This is a genomic window from Streptomyces sp. NPDC090499 (genome assembly GCF_044769305.1).
GTDB lineage: Bacteria > Actinomycetota > Actinomycetes > Streptomycetales > Streptomycetaceae > Streptomyces.
This window is the reverse complement of record NZ_JBIVXP010000002.1, coordinates 351,534-372,658: the sequence shown is the minus strand read 5'-3', so window position 1 is coordinate 372,658 and position 21,125 is coordinate 351,534. Positions and strand designations below refer to the sequence as shown.

20 protein-coding genes are annotated in these 21,125 nt (G+C 73.2%); 10 read left to right on the top strand and 10 right to left on the bottom strand.

Translation table 11 applies throughout. The features are described 5' to 3' along the window. Positions 1-34: 34 nt before the first annotated feature. A complete protein-coding gene (locus tag ACIQVL_RS10105; RefSeq protein ID WP_403474988.1) occupies positions 35-1,789 on the bottom strand; it encodes an esterase in 1,755 nt (584 codons plus the stop codon). A 204-nt stretch (positions 1,790-1,993) separates the two neighbouring features. Between ACIQVL_RS10105 and ACIQVL_RS10100 the strand changes: the two genes are divergently transcribed. The 3 genes from ACIQVL_RS10100 to ACIQVL_RS10090 all read left to right on the top strand — a co-directional run bounded on the left by ACIQVL_RS10100 (position 1,994) and on the right by ACIQVL_RS10090 (position 4,165). Then, on the top strand, positions 1,994-2,635 hold the full coding sequence (locus ACIQVL_RS10100) for a phosphoribosyltransferase (RefSeq protein ID WP_403430071.1): 642 nt from the start codon (positions 1,994-1,996) through the stop codon (positions 2,633-2,635). Between the two features lie 17 nt (positions 2,636-2,652). Then, on the top strand, positions 2,653-3,072 hold the full coding sequence (locus ACIQVL_RS10095) for a TIGR03668 family PPOX class F420-dependent oxidoreductase (RefSeq protein WP_403430070.1): 420 nt from the start codon (positions 2,653-2,655) through the stop codon (positions 3,070-3,072). 91 nt (positions 3,073-3,163) lie between these two features. Further along, a complete protein-coding gene (locus ACIQVL_RS10090; RefSeq protein ID WP_403474987.1) occupies positions 3,164-4,165 on the top strand; it encodes a serine/threonine-protein kinase in 1,002 nt (333 codons plus the stop codon). Positions 4,166-4,328: 163 nt separating this feature from the next. Here the strand turns inward: ACIQVL_RS10090 and ACIQVL_RS10085 are convergent, their stop codons facing one another. Further along, on the bottom strand, positions 4,329-6,773 hold the full coding sequence (locus ACIQVL_RS10085) for a SpoIIE family protein phosphatase (RefSeq protein ID WP_403474986.1): 2,445 nt from the start codon (positions 6,771-6,773) through the stop codon (positions 4,329-4,331). Between the two features lie 232 nt (positions 6,774-7,005). Here ACIQVL_RS10085 and ACIQVL_RS10080 point away from each other — a divergent pair, with 232 nt between their 5' ends. From ACIQVL_RS10080 to ACIQVL_RS10070, 3 genes are all read left to right on the top strand, one after another. Further along, positions 7,006-7,233 (top strand): response regulator transcription factor, encoded by a 228-nt coding sequence (locus ACIQVL_RS10080; protein WP_403430064.1) that lies wholly within the window; start codon positions 7,006-7,008, stop codon positions 7,231-7,233. Between the two features lie 81 nt (positions 7,234-7,314). Further along, positions 7,315-8,478 carry an NAD(+)/NADH kinase gene (locus ACIQVL_RS10075; RefSeq protein WP_403430579.1) on the top strand — a complete coding sequence of 388 codons (1,164 nt, stop codon included), beginning with the start codon at positions 7,315-7,317 and terminating at the stop codon, positions 8,476-8,478. Then, positions 8,475-9,449, top strand: coding sequence for a phosphotriesterase (locus tag ACIQVL_RS10070; protein ID WP_403474985.1), 975 nt, complete (start codon positions 8,475-8,477; stop codon positions 9,447-9,449). Before ACIQVL_RS10075 ends, ACIQVL_RS10070 begins: the two co-directional genes overlap by 4 nt. Here ACIQVL_RS10070 and ACIQVL_RS10065 read toward each other — a convergent pair. The 3 genes from ACIQVL_RS10065 to ACIQVL_RS10055 form a co-directional block, all read right to left on the bottom strand. Beyond that, positions 9,442-10,377 carry an AraC family transcriptional regulator gene (locus ACIQVL_RS10065; RefSeq protein ID WP_403474984.1) on the bottom strand — a complete coding sequence of 312 codons (936 nt, stop codon included), beginning with the start codon at positions 10,375-10,377 and terminating at the stop codon, positions 9,442-9,444. The genes ACIQVL_RS10070 and ACIQVL_RS10065 overlap by 8 nt on opposite strands. Next, on the bottom strand, positions 10,347-11,348 hold the full coding sequence (locus ACIQVL_RS10060; protein WP_403474983.1) for an alpha/beta fold hydrolase: 1,002 nt from the start codon (positions 11,346-11,348) through the stop codon (positions 10,347-10,349). The genes ACIQVL_RS10065 and ACIQVL_RS10060 overlap by 31 nt, the downstream gene beginning before the upstream one ends. A gap of 101 nt (positions 11,349-11,449) precedes the next feature. Then, positions 11,450-12,337 (bottom strand): aldo/keto reductase, encoded by an 888-nt coding sequence (locus ACIQVL_RS10055; protein ID WP_403430577.1) that lies wholly within the window; start codon positions 12,335-12,337, stop codon positions 11,450-11,452. Positions 12,338-12,535: 198 nt separating this feature from the next. Here ACIQVL_RS10055 and ACIQVL_RS10050 point away from each other — a divergent pair, with 198 nt between their 5' ends. Then, entirely contained in the window at positions 12,536-13,126 is a 591-nt protein-coding gene (locus ACIQVL_RS10050) for a TetR/AcrR family transcriptional regulator (RefSeq protein ID WP_403430056.1), read from the top strand. Positions 13,127-13,141: 15 nt separating this feature from the next. On the opposite strand, the gene ACIQVL_RS10045 is transcribed toward ACIQVL_RS10050, so the two are convergent. Then, a complete protein-coding gene (locus tag ACIQVL_RS10045; protein ID WP_403474982.1) occupies positions 13,142-14,854 on the bottom strand; it encodes a hypothetical protein in 1,713 nt (570 codons plus the stop codon). A 136-nt stretch (positions 14,855-14,990) separates the two neighbouring features. Further along, positions 14,991-16,064 carry a substrate-binding domain-containing protein gene (locus ACIQVL_RS10040; protein WP_403430053.1) on the bottom strand — a complete coding sequence of 358 codons (1,074 nt, stop codon included), beginning with the start codon at positions 16,062-16,064 and terminating at the stop codon, positions 14,991-14,993. Between the two features lie 111 nt (positions 16,065-16,175). On the opposite strand from ACIQVL_RS10040, the gene ACIQVL_RS10035 reads away from it, so the two are divergent. Beyond that, positions 16,176-16,661 (top strand): MarR family winged helix-turn-helix transcriptional regulator, encoded by a 486-nt coding sequence (locus tag ACIQVL_RS10035; protein ID WP_403430051.1) that lies wholly within the window; start codon positions 16,176-16,178, stop codon positions 16,659-16,661. Here the strand turns inward: ACIQVL_RS10035 and ACIQVL_RS10030 are convergent. Then, positions 16,648-18,039 carry a hypothetical protein gene (locus tag ACIQVL_RS10030; protein WP_403474981.1) on the bottom strand — a complete coding sequence of 464 codons (1,392 nt, stop codon included), beginning with the start codon at positions 18,037-18,039 and terminating at the stop codon, positions 16,648-16,650. The two genes, ACIQVL_RS10035 and ACIQVL_RS10030, sit on opposite strands and share 14 nt — an antisense overlap. Before the next feature lie 113 nt (positions 18,040-18,152). On the opposite strand from ACIQVL_RS10030, the gene ACIQVL_RS10025 reads away from it, so the two are divergent. Further along, positions 18,153-19,397: a molybdopterin-dependent oxidoreductase gene (locus ACIQVL_RS10025; RefSeq protein ID WP_403430049.1), complete on the top strand. Its 1,245-nt coding sequence runs from the start codon at positions 18,153-18,155 to the stop codon at positions 19,395-19,397. Then, entirely contained in the window at positions 19,397-19,855 is a 459-nt protein-coding gene (locus tag ACIQVL_RS10020) for a hypothetical protein (RefSeq protein ID WP_403430048.1), read from the top strand. Before ACIQVL_RS10025 ends, ACIQVL_RS10020 begins: the two co-directional genes overlap by 1 nt. On the opposite strand, the gene ACIQVL_RS10015 is transcribed toward ACIQVL_RS10020, so the two are convergent. Next, positions 19,744-20,472: a class I SAM-dependent methyltransferase gene (locus ACIQVL_RS10015; protein WP_403474980.1), complete on the bottom strand. Its 729-nt coding sequence runs from the start codon at positions 20,470-20,472 to the stop codon at positions 19,744-19,746. The genes ACIQVL_RS10020 and ACIQVL_RS10015 overlap by 112 nt on opposite strands. Beyond that, entirely contained in the window at positions 20,469-21,095 is a 627-nt protein-coding gene (locus ACIQVL_RS10010; protein WP_403430045.1) for a DUF2064 domain-containing protein, read from the bottom strand. The genes ACIQVL_RS10015 and ACIQVL_RS10010 overlap by 4 nt, the downstream gene beginning before the upstream one ends. Positions 21,096-21,125 lie beyond the last annotated feature (30 nt).

Below are 21,125 nucleotides of genomic sequence, written 5' to 3'. Positions count from 1 at the left end.
TGTGGTCGGGCGCCCGGGTGGTCCGGGCCGGTGGTCACTTCCCGGTGACGGACTCCACCCAGCTGATGAAGTTCGTCGTCGGGTCGCCGGTGCGCTCGGCCTCGGTGTGTCCCTGGGCCCAGACGGTGGCGAAGTCGACGTCGCGGATGCCGTAGTTGCGCAGGGCCAACTGGATGTTGATCTCGGTGGTGTTGGCGGTGTCGCCCTGCATGATGCCGGTGCGGATGCGCCAGTGGCACGCGACCTGCGACCGGCGGTAGCCGTCGAAGGCGGGTGAGAGGAAGTACAGCGGGTTGTACGCGTCGGCCCGCCAGGCCATGTCCTTGCCGACGCTGTCCCTCTTCGCGAAGTCGTCGTCGTACGCCGCGGAGCCGTAGTCGGAGCTCCAGTCGGAGTACGTGGCGTACGTCGACTCGTTCGCCCTGACGACGTCACGGGTGAGCGGCGCGAAGTGCGCCGGGGCGTCGAGCCCCGTCGCGAAGACGCCGTTCTCGGTCTGCCCGCGGGAGTACCCGTCGAACGCGCCGACCGGCTTGCTCGCGGTCTTCTGGCTGGTGACGAAGCCTTCGAGGCCGGACACCTTCGCGGTGTTGGCCGTGGCGTCGTAAGTGACCCAGGTGCCGGCGGTGTTGAGGTAGGCGATGTAGTCGTCGACCGTCTCGTACGTGGTCGAGGTGCCCGACTGGCCCGATCCGGGCGGCCCGCCCATCGTGGTGATGGTGTACGGGAAGGTGGTGTCGGACAGGAAGTTGTTCAGCGAGGTGGTGATCACCTCCACCAGGTGGTCGTAGTAGCTGCCGGCCAGGTAGGTGCCGCTGCCGGACTCGGTCAGCTTCAGGTGCCTGCCCTGCTCGTCCCGCAGCCCCAGGCGGTTGACGTACCGGGGCCAGGCCTTCGCGAGGTCCGCCGAGTAGGCGCTGGTCCAGGTGCCGGACGCGCGCGTGCCGGCCGACGCGAACTGGCCCATGTTCCACTCGTAGGACAGGTTGGCCTCGTGCAGGCTGGTGATCGGGCACCAGGCCATGACGGCGGCGACCGCGTCGCTGAGGGGCCTGCCCTTGGCGTCCGTCATCGCCGCGCCGATCGTGCGCAGGTACGGGTGGTACAGGGGGCTGTCGCCGGAGGCGCCCGCCACGGTGTCCTGGGCGCCGCCGCCGCTCATGCCGAACAGGACGATGTCGTCCGTGCTGCCGGGCAGGACGCTCCGGTTGTACCGCAGGAAGCGCACCGCCGCCTTGAGGTCGGTCACGCCCCAGGGCGCCGCGTCGGAGCGGGTGCCGGTCGAGCTGTCCCGGCCGCGCAGGCCCGGCCACACGTAGATGTGCCCGGCCGCGAGGTACTGCGAGACGCTGCTGTAGCTGTAGGACGTGGCCGGCTTCTGGGCGGCGTAGCCGGGGGTGTTGACCGGGATCACGATCGGCGCCGTGCGTCCCGAGTACGCGCCGACGGTGCCCCTCGGGTCGACCGTCGCGGTGTACGTGGTGCCGTCGCTGTTCGCGGTGGCCTTCAGATAGGCGCCCGGCACGTAGACCGACAGGCTCTCGATGTCCGTCGCGGCCGGGTTGGTGACGTACACCTTCCCGAGTTGGTAGTACACGTCGTTGGCCTCGTCGTACGACCAGGCGGTGGGATCGAACTCCAGCGAGTACGCCGAGTCCGCCGCCGCCGTGCTCGACGAGCCGTTCGACGACGAGGTGCCGGCGAAAGCCCTGCCTGCCGCGCCCTCGGCCATTCCGATCGCGGCCATGGCTGCGGCGCCCCGGACAACGGTTCTGCGGTTGATCTCCACCCGTGGACCTCCTTGTACAGCGGGTTGCTGTGCGGCTCTTCCGAGTCCCCGACTGTAGGCAAGGAGGCGCAGGATTGTTGACAATTTTGATGATTATTTTGTTAGAAGGTTGCGCTCGAATTCTTCGGGAGGACTCGGCCTTCGGCGCCTCCGGGTGTGAGCATGGAGGAAGGAGCCCCCGACCCCGCCCGGAGAGGACGAACCGTGCGCTACCGGGACCGCAGCCACGCGGGCCGCGAACTCGCCGCCGTGCTGGGCGAGTTGCGCGACGAGGGTGCCCTGCCCGACCCGATCGTGCTGGCGCTGCCCCGGGGCGGTGCGGCCGTCGCCGCCGAGGTGGCGCGCGAGCTGTCGGCCCCGCTCGACGTGCTCGTCGTCCGCAAGATCGGAGCCCCGTACCACGAGGAGTTCGGCGTCGGCGCGATCGCCGGGGACGACCCGCCGCTCCTGGACCCGGCGACCCTGGCCCACCTCGACCTGAGCGAGGACGCCCTCGCCCCCGTCGTCGAGCGGGAGCGGCAGGAACTGCGCCGCCGCGAGCGCCGCTACCGCGAGGGCCGCCCGCCGCCCGCACTGCGCGGCCGTACCGTGCTCGTCGTCGACGACGGCCTCGCCACCGGCTGCACCGCCCGCGCCGCACTGCGCCACGTACGGGGCCGGGGACCCGCGCGGACCGTACTGGCCGTCCCGGTCGGCGCGCCCGACTCCCTGGACGCGCTCGCCGCCGAGGCCGACCTCGTCGTCTGCCCGTACCGCCCGGCCGTGTTCAGCGCGGTCGGGCAGTGGTACGACGACTTCGGGCAGCTGACGGACGACGACGTGCTCGACGCGCTGCGCCGGGCCTGACCGGGACGGGGCGCGCGGTGCCGGAGCTGGCCGGGGGCGAGGCACGACGCCGGTTCGCCGCGGCCCGCGTGGCCCGGCTCGCGACCGTGGACGGGAACGGCCGCCCCCATCTGGTGCCGGTCGTCTTCGCCCTGCACGGCGCCGACGGGATCGTCACCGCGGTGGACCACAAACCCAAGACCACCACCCGCCTCAAGCGGCTGCGCAACATCGCCGCGCAGCCGTCCGTGTGCCTGCTCGCGGACGCGTACGACGAGAACTGGGACCGCCTGTGGTGGGTCCGGGCGGACGGCGAGGCGGTCGTGGTTCCCGCCGACGCGGCGCTGGTCGGGCCGCTGGGCGCGAAGTACCCGCAGTACCGGGAACACCCGCCGGCCGGCGCGGTCGTCCTCGTGACCGTGACGCGCTGGACCGGCTGGCAGGCGGCACCCCTGTGACCCGCCCCTTCTGACCCGTCCCTTCTGATCTCCATCCGGTCCGAATCGGCGGAGCCCGGTCTGCTCGCGGGCCACGGGGCCGCTGGATACGATGTGGGTGATGGCGACGCGCATCGCGGGCTACGAGGTCCAGGGCGAGATCGGGCGCGGCGGCATGGCCGTCGTCTACCGGGCCAGGGACCTGCGCCTGGACCGGACCGTCGCCCTGAAACTGCTGGCCCCCGAGATGGTGCGCAACGACACCTTCCGCCGCCGTTTCACGCACGAGTCACGGGTCGCCGCCGCCATCGACCACCCCCACATCGTGCCGATCTTCGAGGCCGGCGAGACGGACGGCGTGCTGTACATCGCGATGCGGTACGTCTCGGGGCCCGACCTGCGCGCCCTGCTGGACAAGGAGGGCGTGCTGCCGGTGGACGCGGCGCTGCGGATCGCCGCCCAGGTCGCCTCCGCGCTCGACGCGGCGCACGAGCACGACCTGGTGCACCGGGACGTGAAGCCCGGCAACGTGCTGGTGGCGCGGGGCACGGACAGCGAGCACCCCGAGCACGTCTACCTCACGGACTTCGGGCTCACCAAGAAGTCGCTGTCGCTGACGGGGTTCACGACGGTCGGCGAGTTCGTCGGCACCCTGGACTACGTGGCACCGGAGCAGATCTCGGGGCGCCCGGTGGACGGGCGCTGCGATCTCTACAGTCTCGCCTGCGTCGTCTTCGAGATGCTCGCCGGCGGTCCGCCGTTCGTCCGGGACGAGGACATCGCGCTGCTGTGGGCGCACCAGTACGACGCCCCGCCCGCGCTGAGCGAGGTACGGGCCGGGCTGCCGCCGGCGCTCGACGAGGTGTTCGCCAGGGCGCTGGCCAAGGCCCCGGAGGACCGGTACGGCTCCTGCCTGGAGTTCGTGGCGGCGCTGCGGTGCGCCGCGTACGGCCCCGGACCGGCCGGGCAGCCCGCCGTCCACCGGGACGCCGACGGCGCCCCGACGGTCGGCCGGGGGACGGTCCGCACCCCGACCGTCGTCCGGGAGACCGCGGACCCGACCGAGGACGCCCCGCACCCGCCGGCCTGGGCCCGCCCGGTGTTCCGCCGATAGCAGCCAGCCGCAGTCGGCAGCCGAAGTCGGTGACCGCTGTCGGCAGTCGCAGCCGAAGTCGGTGACCGCTGTCGGCAGTCGCAGCCGAAGTCGGTGACCGCTGTCGGCAGTCGCAGTCGCAGCCGAAGTCGGTGACAGCGGCCGGTGGCCCCGCGGCCGAGCCTCAGCCCTCGGCGAGGTGCTGCTCGGCCCAGACGGTCTTGCCGGTGCCGCCGTGCCGGGTGCCCCAGCGCCTGGTCAGCTGGCCGACCAGGAGGAGCCCGCGTCCCCCCTCGTCGTAGGTGTGGGCCCGGCGCATGTGCGGGGCGGTGTTGCTGGAGTCGAAGACCTCGCAGGTGAGGGTGTGGTCGTCGTGGATCAGGCGGAGCCGGACGGGCGGGCGCCCGTACCGGAACGCGTTGGTGACCATCTCGCTGACGACGAGCTCGGTGACGAACGCGGCCTCCTCCAGCTGCCACTCGGCCAGCTGCTCGGTGGCCAGCTTGCGGGCCTCGGCGACGGCGGCGAGGTCGAAGGGCAGCTCCCAGGTGGCGACCCGGTCGGCGTGCAGGGCCCGGGTACGGGCGACGAGCAGGGCGATGTCGTCGTCGGGCCGGTGGGTGAGCATCGACGTCAGGACCCGGTCGCAGACGGTCTCCAGGGTCTCGGCGGGGCGGCCGAGCGCGGCGAACATCGTGTCGAGGGCGTCGTCGATGTCGTGCTCGCGGGGTTCGAGCAGGCCGTCGGTGTAGAGGGCGATCAGGCTGCCCTCGGGGAGTTCCGTCTCGTACGACTCGAAGGGCAGGCCGCCGAGGCCGAGCGGGGGACCGGCCGGGATGTCGAGGAAGCGGACGGTGCCCGCGGTGACCACGGCGGGCGGCGGGTGGCCGGCCCGGGCGGCGCTGAGCCGCCGGGTGACGGGGTCGTACACGCTGTACAGGCAGGTCGTGCCGACGCCGCCGGCGGTCTCGGCGGCGTTGTCGGCACCGGCCTCCTCGGCGGAGAGATGGACCACCAGGTCGTCGAGGTGGCTGAGGAGTTCGTCGGGCGGCAGGTCGACGTCGGCCAGGGTGCGGACCGCGGTGCGGACACGCCCCATGGTGGCGGCGGCCCGCATGCCGTGGCCGACGACGTCGCCCACGACGAGCGCGACCCGGGTGCCGGACAGCGGGATGACGTCGAACCAGTCGCCGCCCACCCCGGCCTGGCTGACCGAGGGCAGATAGCGGGTGGCGATGTCCAGGGCCGCCTGTTCGGGCAGGGTCTGCGGCAGCAGGCTGCGCTGCAGCGTCATGGTGGTGGTGTGCTGCCGCTGGGCGCGTGCGGCGCTCTGGATGCCGGTGGCGGTGCGCGCCGCGAGCTGTTCGGCCAGCCACAGGTCGTCCGCGTCGAACGGCTCGGTCCGCCGGTTCCGTCCGAACAGGGCCACGCCGAAGGTGCTGTCGCCCGCCCTGATCGGCACCGCAAGCAGCGAGTGCGTCCCGCTCTCCCGGATCCACCCGGCGGCCTGCGGATCCTCCCGCTCCCAGCGGCTCACGGCCTCGTCGTCGCCCGGGTGCACCCTGCCCCGCCCCTCGGCCAGGCACCGGCCCGACGGCGACCACGGAGGGCAGCGCAGCACGTCGCCGGAGGGCCGCGGGAGCGCAGCGGTGCCGGGCCGCGACCGTACGGCGGCCCGGCGCAGGGCGACGCCGTCGGGCGGCGGCGCGCCGGGCCGCTGCGGGTGCCCCGGGGCGAGCGCGTCCGCGCGCGGCAGAGCGTCCAGCAGGTCCACGGCGCACACGTCGGCGAAGTCGGGGACGGCGACCTCGGTCAGCTCCCGCGCGGTGCGCTGCACGTCGGAGCTGGTGCCGATGCGCACCCCGGCGTCGCCGAGCAGCAGCATCCGGCGCCGTACCAGTTGCTGGGGCGCGTCGGCGTGGGCCGTCAGGGCCACCGCCCGCACCCGGCCGCCCGAGTCCGCCAGCGGCGTGAGCCGGGCGTGCCAGGTGCGCTCCGGGTCGGCCGGATCCAGATGGAGCCGGACCTCCTGGGGTCCGGCTCCGTCCAGGACCCGCCGCATGCTCACCTCGGCCTCGGCGCTGCCCTCGTACGGCACGACGTCCGTCAGCCGCAGCCCCCGCATCATCCCCTCCGCCAGCGACAGCGTGCGCTGCGTCGCGACGCTGGCCCGTGCCAGCCGCAGCTCCTCGTCGAAGACGGCGGAGACACAGGGCGACTGCTGGAAGGCCCATTCGCCGAGCGCCTGCCCGGCGGCGGCCTCCGCCGGGCCGCTCACCGCGGACACCACCAGCCACTCCGTGCCGCCCGGCCGTTCGCCGGAGGGCCTGCGGTGGACCAGTACGTCCCGTTCCAGCCGGTGCCCGTCGCTGTGGCGCAGTGCCACGATGCCGCTCCAGCGCGGTACGTCCGCCGCGTTGCGCCAGGCGCTCCGGTCCGGCTCGGCGAGCAGCCGGGCGGCCGGCTGCCCCAGGATCTCGGCGGGCGGGTAGCCCAGCAGCAGCCGGGCCCCGTCGCTCCAGCCGGTCACGGTACCCTGCTCGTCGACCGTGACCGAGGCGGTGCGGGCCCTCCGGGGCACGGCGTACGTCTGCGGCGGGTGGCTGGGAGGGGTGGGAGGTCGTTCCATCGCCGCTCATCCTTCGCGGAACCTGCACGGCCGGCTCTCTCCCCAGGATGATCCCGGCCGGCACGGAGCACCAATCCGCCGCCGCGGCCGGCCCGGACCGCCGCCGCCACGCCCGCGGGAGGTTGCTGTGACGCGCCTGTGACAGTCGGGGGACACCGTCATGACGTCGGCTTGTGAGGGTTTTGTAAACGGACAAATCGCCCCTATCGGATCGATCGGTCAAGGAACCCTCATGAGCTTCACCGCACTCACCCAGCACACCGAGACCGCCGCCGCGCTGGCCCCGCGTGAGCGCGAGACGCTGAAGCACATCGCCGCGGGCTGCACCTACCTCCAGGCGGCCCGGCAGATGGGGCTCTCCAGGCACACGATCGACGCCTACCTCCGCCGGATCCGCGCCAAGCTGGACATCAACACCACCGCCGAGCTCACCCGGCTGGCCATCTCCCTGGGACTGTGATCCCGCTCCGCCCGACAGATCCGCCCGTGCCGTGACAGCGTGGGAGCAGCGGCTGCGCACGGTGGTGTCCTGGAGGCGGAGATGACGGTGAACGGGCTCGGACTGGTGGTGCACGGCGGGCGTGCGGAGGCGGTGGACGCGGCCCGTGCCGTACGGGCGTGGGCCGCGGAGCACGACGTGCGGTGCACGGACATCGACGTGTGGCACGACGGCGGACGGCACCACTCCGGGGAGGAGGTCGCGGCCGCCGGTGATCCCGACCTGATCGTCACCCTCGGCGGGGACGGCACCTTCCTGCGCGGCGCCCGGCTCGCCGCCCGCAACGACGCGCTGGTCCTCGGCGTCGACCTGGGCCGGGTCGGCTTCCTGACCGAGGTGCCGGTCTGCTCGGTTCGGGAGGCGCTGGACGCGATCCGCGAGGACCGCTACACCGTCGACAGCAGACTCCTGCTGACGATGCGCGCCTCCCGGCGCCTGGAGGTGCCGGCCGACATGGAGCGGCTGATGCAGTACGGCCGCGGGCCGCTGCTGCCGCCGCCGCAGGTCCGCACCGACTGCGAGCAGGACACCGACTGGGGTGTCCCGCTGCACGTCGCCGCGGTCAACGACATCGTCCTGGAGAAGCTGTCCCGGGACCGCCAGGTCTCCGTCGGCGTCTACGTCTCCGGCAGGCTGCTCGCCTCCTACTCCGCCGACGCGCTGCTGGTGGCGACGCCGACCGGCTCGACCGCCTACAGCTTCGCGGCCGGCGGCCCCGTCGTCTCGCCCTGCGCCGAGGCCCTCGTCTTCACCCCGGTCGCCCCGCACATGACGTTCAACCGCTCGGTCGTCACCGCCCCGAACGAAGCGGTCGGCCTGCGCGTCCTGGAACGCTCGGGACAGGCCGCGGTCAGCGTCGACGGCCAGGTGCGGGGGGTACTGCAGCCGGGGGACTGGGTCGGCGTGTACGCCGCCCCGACCCGGCTGCGGGTGGTCCGGCTCGCGGCGATGGACTTCTACGGCCGGCTGCGCGAGCGCATGAACCTGACCGACGCCCCGGCCGCGGTCGCCGACGGCACCCCTCCGCCCCTGTGGTCGCTGCGCACGCCCCCGCCCGGCGACATGGCCCATCTCTCCCTGCCGCTCATGGCGGCGGACTACGCCGACGCGAAAGAACCGTGCGCCGACTGGAAAGACGGTGCCGCCCCCGTGCTGGAAAGGTCGGCCTTCCCACGTCATGCGCAGGAAGGCGACGACAACCCATGACCACCGACTCCCCGGTCCAGGCGGTCCAGACCGTCCGCGGTCCGGTACCCGCCGACGAACTCGGCACCGTGCTGATGCACGAGCACGTCTTCGTGCTCAGCGAGGAGTTCCGGCAGAGCCTCCCGGAGACCTGGGACGAGCAGGAGCGCGTCGACGACGCCGTGAGCCGCCTCAAGGCGCTGGCCGCGACCGGCGTCACCACCATCGTCGACCCCACGTGCATCGGTCTCGGCCGCGACGTCGCGCGCGTCGCCCGGGTCAACGAGCAGGTCGACCTCAACATCGTCGCGGCCACCGGCATCTACACCCTGGCCGACGTCCCCGACTACTTCCGCTACCACGGCCCGGGCACCATGCTCGGCGGCGCCGAGGGGATGACCGCCCTCTTCGTCCGCGAACTCACCGAGGGCATCGCCGGCACCGGGATCCGGGCCGCCTTCCTGAAGTGCGCGATCGAGGACCGGCTCACCCCGGGCGTCGAGCGGGTGCTGCGCGCGGTGGCCCAGGCCCATCTGGCCACCGGCGCCCCGATCACCGTGCACACCAACGCCGGTGCCCGCACCGGCCTCGTCGCCCAGGAGATCCTGCGCAGCGCGGGCGCGGACCTCGGCAAGGTGGTCGTCGGCCACAGCGGTGACACCGCCGACCTGGACTACCTGCACGAACTGATCGACAACGGCTCCTATGTCGGCATGGACCGCTTCGGCCTCGACATCCTGCTCCCCGGCGACCAGCGGGTGGCGACCGTCGCCGCCCTCGCGGCCGAGGGGCTCGCCGGGCGGATGGTGCTGTCCCACGACGCGTCCTGCCACATCGACTGGTTCCCGCCAGGCGTGAAGGAGCAGATCGCGCCCGACTGGCACTACACCCACCTGCACGACCAGGTCCTCCCGGCGCTGCGTCGAGCGGGCGTCACCGAGGACCAGTTGACCACCATGCTGGTCGACAACCCGCGCCGCTACTTCAGCTAGCGTGCCGCCGCCGGGCCTCGCTCGGTGTCGTCCCGAACTCCGCGCGGAACGCGGTCGCGAACGACGCGTGGCTGCCGAAACCGCAGGAGTGCGCGATCTGCGCGATCGAGTACGAGGCCCAGGCCGGGCCGGCCAGCCGTTCGCGGGCCGCGTTCAGCCGCTCGCGCCGGATCAGGTCGCGGGCCGTGGTGCCGGCCTCCTGGAGCACCTGCTGGACATAGCGCACGGACCAGCCGAGCGCCCGTGCGACGGCGACGACGTCCAGGTCCGGTTCGCAGGCGTGCCGCCGGACATGGCGGCGGATCGCGGCCTCGACCGTCGCCCGCTGTCCGGCGGGCGCCGTGTCGGTGCCGCCCTCCGCGGCCAGGCACACCAGGTCGAGCAGCCGGTCGCACGCGAGGTCGAAGGTGCGCTCCGACAGCTCCGCGCGCTCCTCGTGGAGCGTGGTGGCCAACTCCCGGACGATCCGGCCCAGTCCGCGCTCGGCGCCGAGCAACCGAGGTTCGCCGGCCGCGGTCCGGCTGCGTCCGGCGATGTCCGCGCCGGACATGATGAAGGCGACCGACAGGAAGTCCGCGTCGTGCGCGAACGTCATCGGACGGTCGATGTCGCAGAGCACCATGCTGCCGGCCCCGATCTCCGCGGCCGACGGCCCCTGCTCCACCCAGGCGGTTCCGGCGAGCGGGACGAGGAGTTCGTACGTCCCCCGGGGATCGGACCGGATGTGCCGGGTCTCCCGCTGCACCGTCTCCCGCCCGCCGGCGCACAGGGCGACGCCGTACGCCGTCGACCGCTGCCACTCCAGACGCGCGCTCCACGGTGCCTCACGGTCCGGCACACTGATCCGGCTCGCACCGTGCAGGCCGGTGAAGAGCTCGTCCCAGGCGCTCGCCGAGGTCAGGACGAGGGCCTCACTCCAGGAGTACACGCCTCATGGTAAGCCGCCCCGGCGGGGGCGGTCCGGGCCGCCGCCGAAGCGGCGGCCCGCATCGCCTGGCGGGTGGCCGTCGCGAAGCGCGTCACCGCGTCCGCGAAGGCCGCCGGCTCCTCCAGGTGGCCGAAGTGCCCGCTGTTCTCCAGGACCACCAGCTCCGAACCGGGAATCAGGGTGTGCAGTTCCCCGGCCCACCGCACTCCGCAGATGAAGTCGTGGCGGCCGGCGAGCACGAGCGCGGGAACGGTGAGGCCGCCGAGGTCGGCGCGGTCGTCGAAGAGGATCGGGGACAGGTCCTCGGCCAGCCCGGAGACGTACGTGGTCCTTACGGCCGCCCGGACGGGCGCGAACTCCCGCTCCCGGCCCCAGTAGTCGGCGAAGTAGGCGGGGAACAGCCCCTGGGCGACGGCGGTGTGCGCCTTGTCGTCGGTGGCGGTGGGGATGGCCTGGAAGGCGGCCAGGACCTCGGGGAGCCCGGGGTTCCCGGCGTTCCGCTCGGCGAACGCCTCGACCTGCCGCACGGTCTCGGCGGTGTGCTCGGGGCCGGTCACCGGCAGGCTCTCGTACAGGATCACCCCGGCGAGCCGCCCGGGGTGGTGCAGGGCGTGGTACTGGGCGACGAAGCCGCCGTGCGAGTGGCCCAGCAGGTGCACCTCGGGGACGCCGAGGCGGTCGATCAGCGCACCGAGGAACCGGCTGTAACGGGCCCGCGTGTAGCCGTCGGGGTGGGACGGCAGCCGGCCCGAGCCGCCGCTGCCGACCGGCTCCGGGTAGACGACCGTCAGGTGCCGCTCCAGCTCGGGCATGCGCAGGTACTCCCAGTCGATGCCCGGTCCGCCGGAGTGCGCGACGCACACCGGTCCCGTGCCGTGCACGTGGTACCGCTGCACGAGGCCGTCGATCTCGACGGTGTGCGTTCCGGCGGCCAGGGGGTCGGCCTGGGGATCGGTCAGGGGCGTGGTCATGTTCTTCTCCGGGTCCGGCGGGTTCGTGGACATCGGCAGGACGCCGCGGAGACGGAGAAGTTCGAACCGGACCGTGTGAGGGCGGTCACACGAGAGGTCGGTCAGTAGCGGCCGCCCACCGTCTGCGCGGCCAGCCCGTCCAGCGTGGCGGTCTCGTCGGCGGTCAGCTCGATGCCGGCGGCGGCCACGTTCTGCTCCAGCCACTTCACGCGCTTGGTGCCCGGGATCGGCACCACGGGCACCCCGAGGTGCGCGCTCCGGGCCCGCACCCAGGCCAGCGCCAGCTGCGCCGGGGCCACGCCCTTCGCCGCCGCCAGGGTGCGGACGGCGTCCGCGATCGCCTCGTTGTCCGTCGTCCGGAACCGGGGCAGCCGCCGGCGCGCGTCGCTCGCCGGCAGTGCGGCGACGTCGACCGTGCCGGTCAGGAAGCCCCGGCCGAGCGGCGAGTACGCCACGAGGGCGACGCCCAGTTCGCGCAGGGCGTCCCCGACGGTCGCCTCCACGTCCCGGGACCAGATCGAGTACTCGCTCTGCACCGCCGTGACCGGGTGCACGGCGTGCGCGCGGCGCAGCAGTTCGCCGGTCACCTCGGACAGGCCGATGTGCCGGATCTTGCCCTCCTTGACCAGCTCCGCCATGGCGCCGACGGACTCCTCGATCTCGGCGTTCTGCGGCGGCCGGTGCAGGTAGTAGAGGTCGATGTGGTCGACGCCGAGCCGCAGCAGGGAGGCGTCGCAGGCCCGCCTGATGTAGCCCGGGTCGCCGCGCAGTGCCCAGGTGTCGGCGCCCATGCGGTCGATGCCGGTCTTCGTGGCGAGCTGCACCTCGTCCCGGCGGCCCGCGAGCGCCCGGCCCACCAGCACCTCGTTGTGCCCGAAGGCGTAGGCGTCGGCGGTGTCGATGAGGGTGACGCCCAGGTCGAGGGCGCGGTGGATGGTGGCGATCGCGTCGTCCCAGCTGGTCGGGCCGTAGCCCTCGCTCATGCCCATGCAGCCGAGCCCCTGGGCGGAGGTGGTGAGGTCACCGAGAGAAACCGTGTTCACGGCAGGACTCCGTTCGATGTGCGCAGTGCGTACGATGACAGTTACCGGAGGATCCTCCGGTAGCAACGACGTTAGTGGAGGATCCTCCGGTAAGCAAGTGGGCAGGATGCCCGGTACGGTGACCGGCCTGGAGGGGAGTACGGCATGAACGAACAGGGACCCGCGCGGCCGGTGCGCGCCCACGCCCGCCGCAACCGCGAGAAGCTGGTGGCGGCGGCGCTGGAGGAGTTCACGCGCACCGGCAAGGACGTGCCGCTGGACAGCATCGCCAGGGCGGCCGGGGTCGGCATCGGCACCCTCTACCGGCACTTCCCGACCCGGGACTCGCTGGTCCTCGCGGCCTACGAGCACGAGGTGGACCAGGTGTGCGCCGACGCGGCCGACCTCCTCGCGACCCTTGCGCCGGACCGGGCGCTGCGCGAGTTCATGGGCCGGCTGGCGGGGCTGCTCGTCACGAAGCAGCACATGTCCGAGGCGCTGCGCTCGGGCGGCACGGAGGGCTCGTACTCGAAGGTCTACGACACCATCGGCACGCTCTTCACCGCGGGCGTCGCCGCCGGGACGCTCCGGTCCGACATGGAGACGGCCGACGTGGTCCGGGCCATGGGCGGTCTGCTGCGGCTGGACGCGGCCGGCGACTGGAAGGGCCAGGCCGACCGCCAGATCAGGCTCCTGATGGACGGCCTGCAGACAGGAGCTCCGGCCCGCGCCGAAGGGCACGAGCCGGAGCGGTAGTCCTCCGGGGGCGGGTCAGTCCGCGGACCGCACCGTCGGCATGGCGAGCGCGACCGGGCCGGTCTTGCAGGAGTCGTGGCAGTCCTTCTCCAGGCTGCAGCACAGCGAGCAGATCGCCCCGGAGTGGAACGGGCAGTTCGCCACGTCCGGCCGCTCGAAGTCGGTGGTGCACACCGTGCAGGTCAGCGTGGCCGCCGACGGCAGCCCGTCCGGGCCGAGCAGCGGCTCTTCGAGGTCGTCGACGCGGGCGATGTAGTACTTCCCCTTGGTCAGCACCGCGAACAGCGGCGAGAGCACCATCGCCAGGAACAGCGCGATGAACGGCGAGTACGCCTTGCCGTACGCGCCGAAGGCGTTGAAGTAGGCGGCGATCGAGACCGCCGACGCGATCAGCATCGAGCCGAAGCCGACCGGGTTGAAGTTGTGCAGGTGCGCCCGCTTGAACTCGATGTACGACGGGCTCAGCTTCAGCGGCTTGTTGATGACCAGGTCGGCGACGACCGCGCCGATCCAGGCGATCGCCACGTTGGAGTAGAAGCCCAGTACGGTGTTGAGGAAGCCGAAGACACCGCCCTCCATCAGGGCCAGCGCGATGCCGACGTTGAGGAAGATGTAGACCACGCGCCCGGGGTGACGGTGCGTCAGCCGGGAGAAGAAGTTCGACCAGGACAGCGAACCGGAGTACGCGTTCGTCGAGTTGATCTTTATCTGGGAGAGGATCACGAAGAACGTGGCGAGGCCCAGCGCGATCGGCGCCGCGAACGTCTTGAAACCGGACACGTACTGCTGGATCGGCTCGTTGGCCTTGGTGAGCCCCACGCTGCCGGCGATGTAGAAGGCGAGGAACGCGCCGCCGAGCTGCTTGGCGGCCCCGAGCACCACCCATCCCGGACCGGCGGAGAGCACCGCACCCCACCACTTGCGGCCGTTCTCCGGCGTCTTGTCCGGCATGAACCGCAGGTAGTCCACCTGCTCGCCGATCTGTGCGATCAGCGACAGCGCGACGCCCGCACCCGCGCCGACCCCGAGCATGCTGATGCTCGACCCGGTCGGCGAGTTGCCCGCGAAGTGCGTGAACTCCGAGAACCTGCCCGGCTCCTGGATCGCGACGGACACGAACGGCGCCACCATCAGCACCAGCCAGACCGGCTGCGTCCACACCTGCATCTTCGACAGCGCGGTCATGCCGTAGATGACCAGTGGCAGGATGATGACCGAGCAGATCAGGTAGCCGACGGCCAGCGGGATGTGCAGGCCGAGCTCCAGGGCCTGCGCCATGATCGAGCCTTCGAGGGCGAAGAAGATGAAGGTGAAACTGGCGTAGATGACCGAGGTGAGCGTCGAGCCGAGGTAGCCGAAGCCCGCGCCCCGGGTCAACAGGTCCATGTCGATGGAGTACTTGGCCGAGTAGTACGAGATCGGGATGCCGGTGAGGAAGATGACCACGGCCGCGGTCAGGATCGCCACCAGCGCGCTGGAGAAGCCGTTGGAGATGGCGATCGAGCCGCCGATGGCGAAGTCCGCGAGATAGGCGATGCCGCCCAGTGCGGTGGTGGCGACCACGTAGGGGGTCCAGCGGCGGAAGGACTTCGGCGCGTACCGCAGCGAGTAGTCCTCGAGCGTGTCGTTCTGCGCCCAGTCGTTGTACGTGCGCTTGCCGTCCGTGCCGCGGTCCGTCCCGCCGTCCGCCACGGCCGGTGGCGCCTCTTTGCCGACGATCTCCGTCACGACTCTGCCCTCTCTCGTCCCCGGTCGTTTGCACGGAAGAGTCGCGGCGCGCTGTTTCCCGAACGTTTCACCTGCTTTAAAAGACAAAGCTTGATACTTCCCGTGGGAAGTATTGGTTCCCGGGGGCGAGTTGTGCTCAGAGCTGGGCGACGACGTGGAAGTCGAAGGCGTCCGCCCGTGCCAGGTACAGCCGTTGGGCGAGATGGTTGCCGCGCAGCCGGACGGCACCGCGCGGTCCCTCGTACGACACCGCGTCCCCGACCGCGCACATCGCCCGCACCTCCAGCGACCGCGCCCGCTCGGCCAGCGCCGCGAGCAGCCGTACCCCCTCGAAGCAGGACTCGCCGAGGCTCCCCACCACCGGGGCGTGCACCCCGAACCGGGCCGCGTGCCGGGCGCCGAAGTCGAGGCTCTCGGCGGTCGCGAGGGTCTCGAAGAACCCGGCCGCCGCCCACAGCCCGTCGGTGCCGTCGGCGCCGGTGGCCAGCAGGATGTTCTCGTCCATGTGGGTGCTCAGGCGCAGGCAGCGCTGGTGCAGCCCGTACCCGGCGAACGCCCGGTTGAAGCGGGCCGCGTCCGCGCCCACCAGCAGCATCAGCACCGCGTCCGCCTCGCACCGCTCGATCCGGCGCAGCACCGGCCCGAACCCCTCCGTCCCCAGCGGCACGAACACCTCGTCCCGCACCCGCCCGCCGCACTCCCGCGCGTACGCCCGTGCGGTCCGCGCGGTCACCCGGGGCCAGACGTAGTCGTTGCCCACCGTGCACCAGCGCCGCACCCCGGCCGCCTCCGCCAGCAGCCGCATCGCGGGCAGCAGTTGGGCGACGTCGGTCTCACCGGTCAGGAAGACGCCGGGGGTCCGCTCGCCGCCCTCGTACTGCGCGGTGTAGACGTACGGCACCCGGCCCGCGATCCGGGGCAGCAGCGCCTGCCGTACCGCCGAGGTGTGCCAGCCCACCACCCCGTCCACGGCACCCAGCGAGACCAGCGCCCCGACCTCGGCCGCCACCCGGGCCGGCGGCGCCCCGCCGTCCACCGTGACCAGCCGGACCTCCCGGCCCAACACCCCACCCGCGGCGTTGAGTTCCTCCACGGCCAGCCGGGCGGCCGACTCGCAGGACGGCCCGAGAACCCCCGCCGGTCCCTGCAACGGCACGACCAGGGCGAGGAGCAGGGTGCCGCCCCCGTCGTTCGGCGGCGCCGGACGCATCGGCCACCTCCGTGCGGGCATGGGGAACGCGGATTCCGGTCCCGGGCCCCGGCGCCGTCGCCAAGACTCGTATTCTGCGCGCAGAGTAGACCTACCGGAAGGACACCGGCAATGCCGTCCGTACCCTCCTCGCCGGACCTCGCCCACCTCCTCAGCCATGCCGAGCGGCGGGTCGTGCGGCGGCTGGCCGCGGTGCTGGCCGAGGAGGACTGCACGGTCGAGGAGTGGCGGGTCCTGTCGCTCGTCGGGGACGGCCGGGGGCACCCCATGTCCGAGATAGCCGAGCACGCCCTGATGCCGGCGCCCAGCCTGACCAAGCTCGTCGACCGCATGGTCGCGGACAACCTCGTCCACCGCCGCCCCGACCCCCACGACCGCCGCCGCGTCCTGCTCCACCTCACCGCGCGCGGCGAGGACCTGCACGGACGTGCCGCCCGCCGGGTCCACGGCGACCAGGCCCGGCTGCTCGCAGAGTTCGGTGACGGGGCGGCGCTGGCGACCCTCCTCGCCCAGCTCTCCGCGGCGGCGGAGGCCCGGACGGCGGACCTGCGGCCGTCGGTCCTTCCGGACCCGGCCGAAGGCGTCACCAGCCGGTGAACAGCAGGTGGTTCAGCAGCAGCCCGAGCAGTGCCTGCGCGGTGAGCCAGGCGCGCGGCCGGGGCAGGAACGCGCAGGCCGGCAGCAGCCACATCGCGAACGGCAGCCAGATGCGCTCCGTCTCCGCCTTGCTCATCCCGGACAGGTCGGCCAGCAGCAGGGCCAGCAGGGCGGCGCCCACGAGGAAGGCGAGCCGCCGCCGCGCGACGGGCTCGGTACGGCGGTGGACGAGCACGGCTCCCGCCCGCCGCAGCCCGGCCGCCGTCGCCAGGCCCGTGATGACCACCGTGCAGGCCAGGTTGGCCCACACCCAGTAGCCGTACGGCCGGGTCCCGCCGACCCCCTGGTAGTAGCGGGTGACCAGCAGCCGGTACCCCTGCCACCAGTCGAACCCGGCCAGGGTGAACACGAACGGGACGACCACCGCCCCCGCCACCAGCAGCACGAGCACGACCGGGCGGGCCCGCACCCGGCGCCGGCCGAGCACCAGCACCGCCGCCCCGACCAGCGCGAAGAGCGTCAGGCCGTACGACAGGTAGCAGGTCAGCCCGTACAGCAGCCCCGCACCCGCCGCCCAGGCCACGGACCGGCCGGTCACCGCGAGCGCCAGCAGGGCCACCGTCCAGGCGGCGACCGCCGCGAAGTACCCGTCCGCCGAGGCACCCACCCACACCGCGGCCGGGGCCATCACCAGGAAGGGCGCGGCCCGCCGGGCGAGCCGCTCGTCGGCCAGGGCCCGCACCGCGACCAGCACGGCGACGCAGGCCGTCGACCCGACCGTGATGCACCAGGCGCCCGCCCAGCCGCCGCCGTGCAGCCCGATCCGGTCGAGGTAGACGAAGGTGAGGGTGGCCGCCGGCGGATGCCCGGCGATGTGGGCGGGCCACGGCGACGGGGTGCCGCTGACGATGTGGTGGGTGAAGTCCCGCAGGGTCGCCGGGATGTCGTGGAAGCGGGAGATGACCGTCAGGTACTCGTTCGGGCTGGTGAGCCGGCCCGCCACACCCCGCTGCCAGCCGTCGACCAGCGCCAGCGACCACGTCCAGGCCAGACAGGCACCCCAGGCCGCGCCCAGCAGCCCGCGCCAGGGCAGCCGCACGGCGAGGTTCGGCCCGTACGCCACCACCGCGACCGCGACCAGCAGGGCGGCCGGGGTGCCCGGACCCACGTGCGGGTCCCAGTCGGCGAACAGCGGCGGCCAGTGCACGAACAGGTTGCGGTAGGTGTCCTGGAGGTGCCGGCCGACCAGTACGGCGACGAGCACCAGCAGCGCGGCGGCGAGCACGGCGAGCAGATCGGCGGAGAGGCCGGCGGACGGACGGGCGGACGGGTCGGCGGACGGATCGGCGTGCCGATCACGGTGCGGGGCGCGGGTCACACCGGAACGCTAGGCCGGACACCGGCACGGAGTGTGGATCAAGCGGCTGACGTCAGACTTTCGTCATGGGTCGCGCACCCGTTCCGGGGGTTTCCCCGGCCTACGGTCGGACCATGCGACCCGACGATCCACGGCTCCCCACCTCGCCCGGCTTCTGGCGCAGCCCGCTGCGCGGCACCTGGTTCACCTCGGTGCTCGGCCTGGTGCTGCTCGCCGGCATCACCGTGCTGTTCGTGACGGGACTGCTGTCGTACGCCGCGTACAACCCGGACCTGGCGCCGGTGAACGACCAGACCCCGGACAAGGGCCTCCTCGGCTTCTACCTCTTCTCCTGGCCGACGGACCCGTACTGGCTCTACCGCGTCACCCAGGGCCTGCACGTCACCCTCGGCATCGTCCTGATCCCGGTGCTGCTCGCCAAGCTGTGGTCGGTGGTGCCGAAGCTGTTCACGCTGCCCCCGGCCCGCTCGCTGGCCCACGCCCTGGAGCGGGTCTCGCTGCTGCTGCTGGTCGGCGGCGGCCTCTTCGAGTTCACGACCGGCGTCCTCAACGTCCAGCTCGACTACGTCTTCCCCGGCTCCTTCTACCCCCTGCACTTCTACGGCGCCTGGGTGTTCTTCGCCGCCTTCCTGGCACACGCGGCACTGAAGACGCCGACGGCGCTGCGGGCGGTCCGCGAACGCCGAGGGAACCGCGACGAAGCGGAGCTGGCGACCCCCCGGCCGGACCCGCCCACCGTCTCCCGGCGCGGCGCGCTGTGGTTCGTGGGCGGCGCGTCCCTGCTGCTGCTCGTCACGACCGCCGGGCAGAGCATCGGGGGTGTATGGCGCCGCACCGCGCTGCTCGCCCCGCACGGCGGCGCCGACCCGGGCAGCGGTCCGGACGGCTTCCAGATCAACAAGACGGCCGCGTACGCCGGGATCGACGCACAGGAGACCGGGGCGGACGCGTGGCGGCTCGTCGTCACCGGACGCGACGGCCGGACGGTCCGCCTCAGCCGCGCCGAACTGCTCCGACTGCCCCTGCACAGCTCCGCGTTGCCGATCGCCTGCGTCGAGGGCTGGTCGACCGCCGACCAGTGGTGGCGCGGGGTGCGGCTGCGCGACCTCGCCGCGCTCGTCGGCTACGACACCGAACCGCCGGACGTGCTCGTCGAGTCGATCCAGCGGCACGGCGCCTTCCGCCGCGCGGCCCTGCGCGCCAACCAGGTCGCCGACCCGCGCTCCCTGCTCGCCCTCCAGGTGAACGGCGAGGACCTGTCCCCCGACCACGGCTACCCGGCCCGCGTGATCGTGCCCGCCGCTCCCGGTGTCCTCAACACCAAGTGGGTGGCCCGGATGACCTTCGGAGACCTGTGATGCGCCCGCGCCCCGTCATCGGCAGCCCCCTGCAGATCCTCCTCCTCGCCTGCTCGTTCGCGCTCGCCGTCTATGCCGGGGTACGGCTGCTGGCCGGCGACTGGCTCGGCGTGGCGCTGTGGGTGGTGGGCGCGGCGCTGCTGCACGACCTCGTCCTGCTGCCGCTGTACGCGCTGGCCGACCGGACGGTGACGCGGGGGCTGGGCGCCGCCGGGCACCGGGAGTGGACGATGTACGTCCGGGTGCCGGCCGCGCTCTCCGCGCTGCTCCTGCTGGTGTGGTTCCCGCTGATCAGCGGGATGGTGGCCGGTCACTACCGGTCGGCCACCGGCCTCTCCACGGACGGCTACCTGGCCCGCTGGCTGCTGATCACCGCCGTGCTCTTCGGCGGCTCGGCGCTCCTGCTGGCACGGCGGTCGCGCAGGGCGGCGAAGCGGCGCCCGCCGGTCGCCCACTGAGCCTCCGGCTCCCAGCCCCGCGCGTACCGCAGCAGGGCCGGGGTGCCCAGCCGTGCCCAGCGGAAGGGGGCGCCGACGGTCTCCTGGGCGTCGGTGAGGCGGACGTCGGCGCGTTCGTCGACGTCCACCGGCGCGGTCTCGGCGATCAGCAGCCCCCCGGGGGCGAGCAGCCGGCCCACCCGGCCGAGCAGGGCGCGCGGATCGCCGCCGATGCCGACGTTGCCGTCCATGAGCAGGACGGTGCCCCAGCGGCCCTCGCCGGGCAGCGGCTCGAAGACCGAGCGGCGCAGCGCCTGGCCGCCGAGCCGCACGGTGTGGTCCACGGCGGCCGCGCTGACGTCGATGCCGAGGACGGGACGGCCCCGGGCGGCGAGTTCCGCGACCAGCCGCCCGGGGCCGCAGCCGATGTCCAGGACCGCGCCCTCGCAGCGGTCCAGGACCGCCCGGTCGACCGGGTCGGCCCGTGCGCACCAGCGCTCGACGTCCAGGGGCAGCAGCCACCCGTCGGTGCGGCGCAGGAACAGCGGGCCGTGCCCGGCGTGCAGCGCGGCGGCGTAGGGGTCGGCGCCGGTCCGGCCGGTCCAGCCGGTCCGGGGGACGGGCGGTGAGGTGGTCATCGGCGGTCCGTTCCGCTGTGCGCAGCGCACCGGGACAGCAGGGCGGCGAACCGGCCGTGCGGGACGAGGGCGGCGACGGCGGCCGCGTCGGCCGCGGTGTCCACGTCCCGCAGCCGGGGCAGGTCGCACACCCGTAGCCCGGCGCCGACGAGACGCCGCCGCTGGACGGCGCCGGTCTCCGGCGTCGACATCGGCACCCCGCGCAGCAGGGCCGGGTCGGGGTCGGCCAGCCCCAGCGCCCAGAACCCGCCGTCCTCGGCGCCGCCGAAGAACGCGTCGCACTCCGCGAAGTCCACGGTGAGCAGGGCCGGGGTGACCTGGGGGGTGTCCATCCCGATGAGGAGGGCCGGGCCTGAGCAGTGCGCGAAGGCGTCCGCGAGCCGCTCGTCCAGCCCTCCGCCGCACTGCGGCACGACGTCGAAGCCGGGCGGCAGCCAGGGGCCGGGTTCCCCGTCGAGCACCAGCACGCGGCGGGCGGCGGGGGCCGCGGCCACGGCGTCCAGGGTGTCGGCGAGCGAGGCCTCGGCGAGGGCGGCGGCCTGCGCGGGAGAGAAGGGCGGGGTGAGCCGGGTCTTGACCCTGCCGGGGCGGGGTTCCTTGGCGATGACTAGGAGGGTGGTCATGTGAGGGTTCCTCGGGGGCTGCGGGGGAGG

Bases quoted from the DNA above. Each gene is read 5' to 3' on its own strand.
- ACIQVL_RS10090 (WP_403474987.1), top strand. From the start codon at position 3,164: ATGTGGGTGATGGCGACGCGCATCGCGGGCTACGAGGTCCAGGGCGAG.
- ACIQVL_RS10085 (WP_403474986.1), bottom strand. From the start codon at position 6,773: ATGGAACGACCTCCCACCCCTCCCAGCCACCCGCCGCAGACGTACGCC.
- ACIQVL_RS10080 (WP_403430064.1), top strand. From the start codon at position 7,006: ATGAGCTTCACCGCACTCACCCAGCACACCGAGACCGCCGCCGCGCTG.
- ACIQVL_RS10075 (WP_403430579.1), top strand. From the start codon at position 7,315: ATGACGGTGAACGGGCTCGGACTGGTGGTGCACGGCGGGCGTGCGGAG.
- ACIQVL_RS10070 (WP_403474985.1), top strand. From the start codon at position 8,475: ATGACCACCGACTCCCCGGTCCAGGCGGTCCAGACCGTCCGCGGTCCG.
- ACIQVL_RS10060 (WP_403474983.1), bottom strand. From the start codon at position 11,348: ATGACCACGCCCCTGACCGATCCCCAGGCCGACCCCCTGGCCGCCGGA.
- ACIQVL_RS10055 (WP_403430577.1), bottom strand. From the start codon at position 12,337: ATGGGCATGAGCGAGGGCTACGGCCCGACCAGCTGGGACGACGCGATC.
- ACIQVL_RS10050 (WP_403430056.1), top strand. From the start codon at position 12,536: ATGAACGAACAGGGACCCGCGCGGCCGGTGCGCGCCCACGCCCGCCGC.
- ACIQVL_RS10040 (WP_403430053.1), bottom strand. From the start codon at position 16,064: ATGCGTCCGGCGCCGCCGAACGACGGGGGCGGCACCCTGCTCCTCGCC.
- ACIQVL_RS10035 (WP_403430051.1), top strand. From the start codon at position 16,176: ATGCCGTCCGTACCCTCCTCGCCGGACCTCGCCCACCTCCTCAGCCAT.
- ACIQVL_RS10025 (WP_403430049.1), top strand. From the start codon at position 18,153: ATGCGACCCGACGATCCACGGCTCCCCACCTCGCCCGGCTTCTGGCGC.
- ACIQVL_RS10020 (WP_403430048.1), top strand. From the start codon at position 19,397: ATGCGCCCGCGCCCCGTCATCGGCAGCCCCCTGCAGATCCTCCTCCTC.
- ACIQVL_RS10015 (WP_403474980.1), bottom strand. From the start codon at position 20,472: ATGACCACCTCACCGCCCGTCCCCCGGACCGGCTGGACCGGCCGGACC.
- ACIQVL_RS10010 (WP_403430045.1), bottom strand. From the start codon at position 21,095: ATGACCACCCTCCTAGTCATCGCCAAGGAACCCCGCCCCGGCAGGGTC.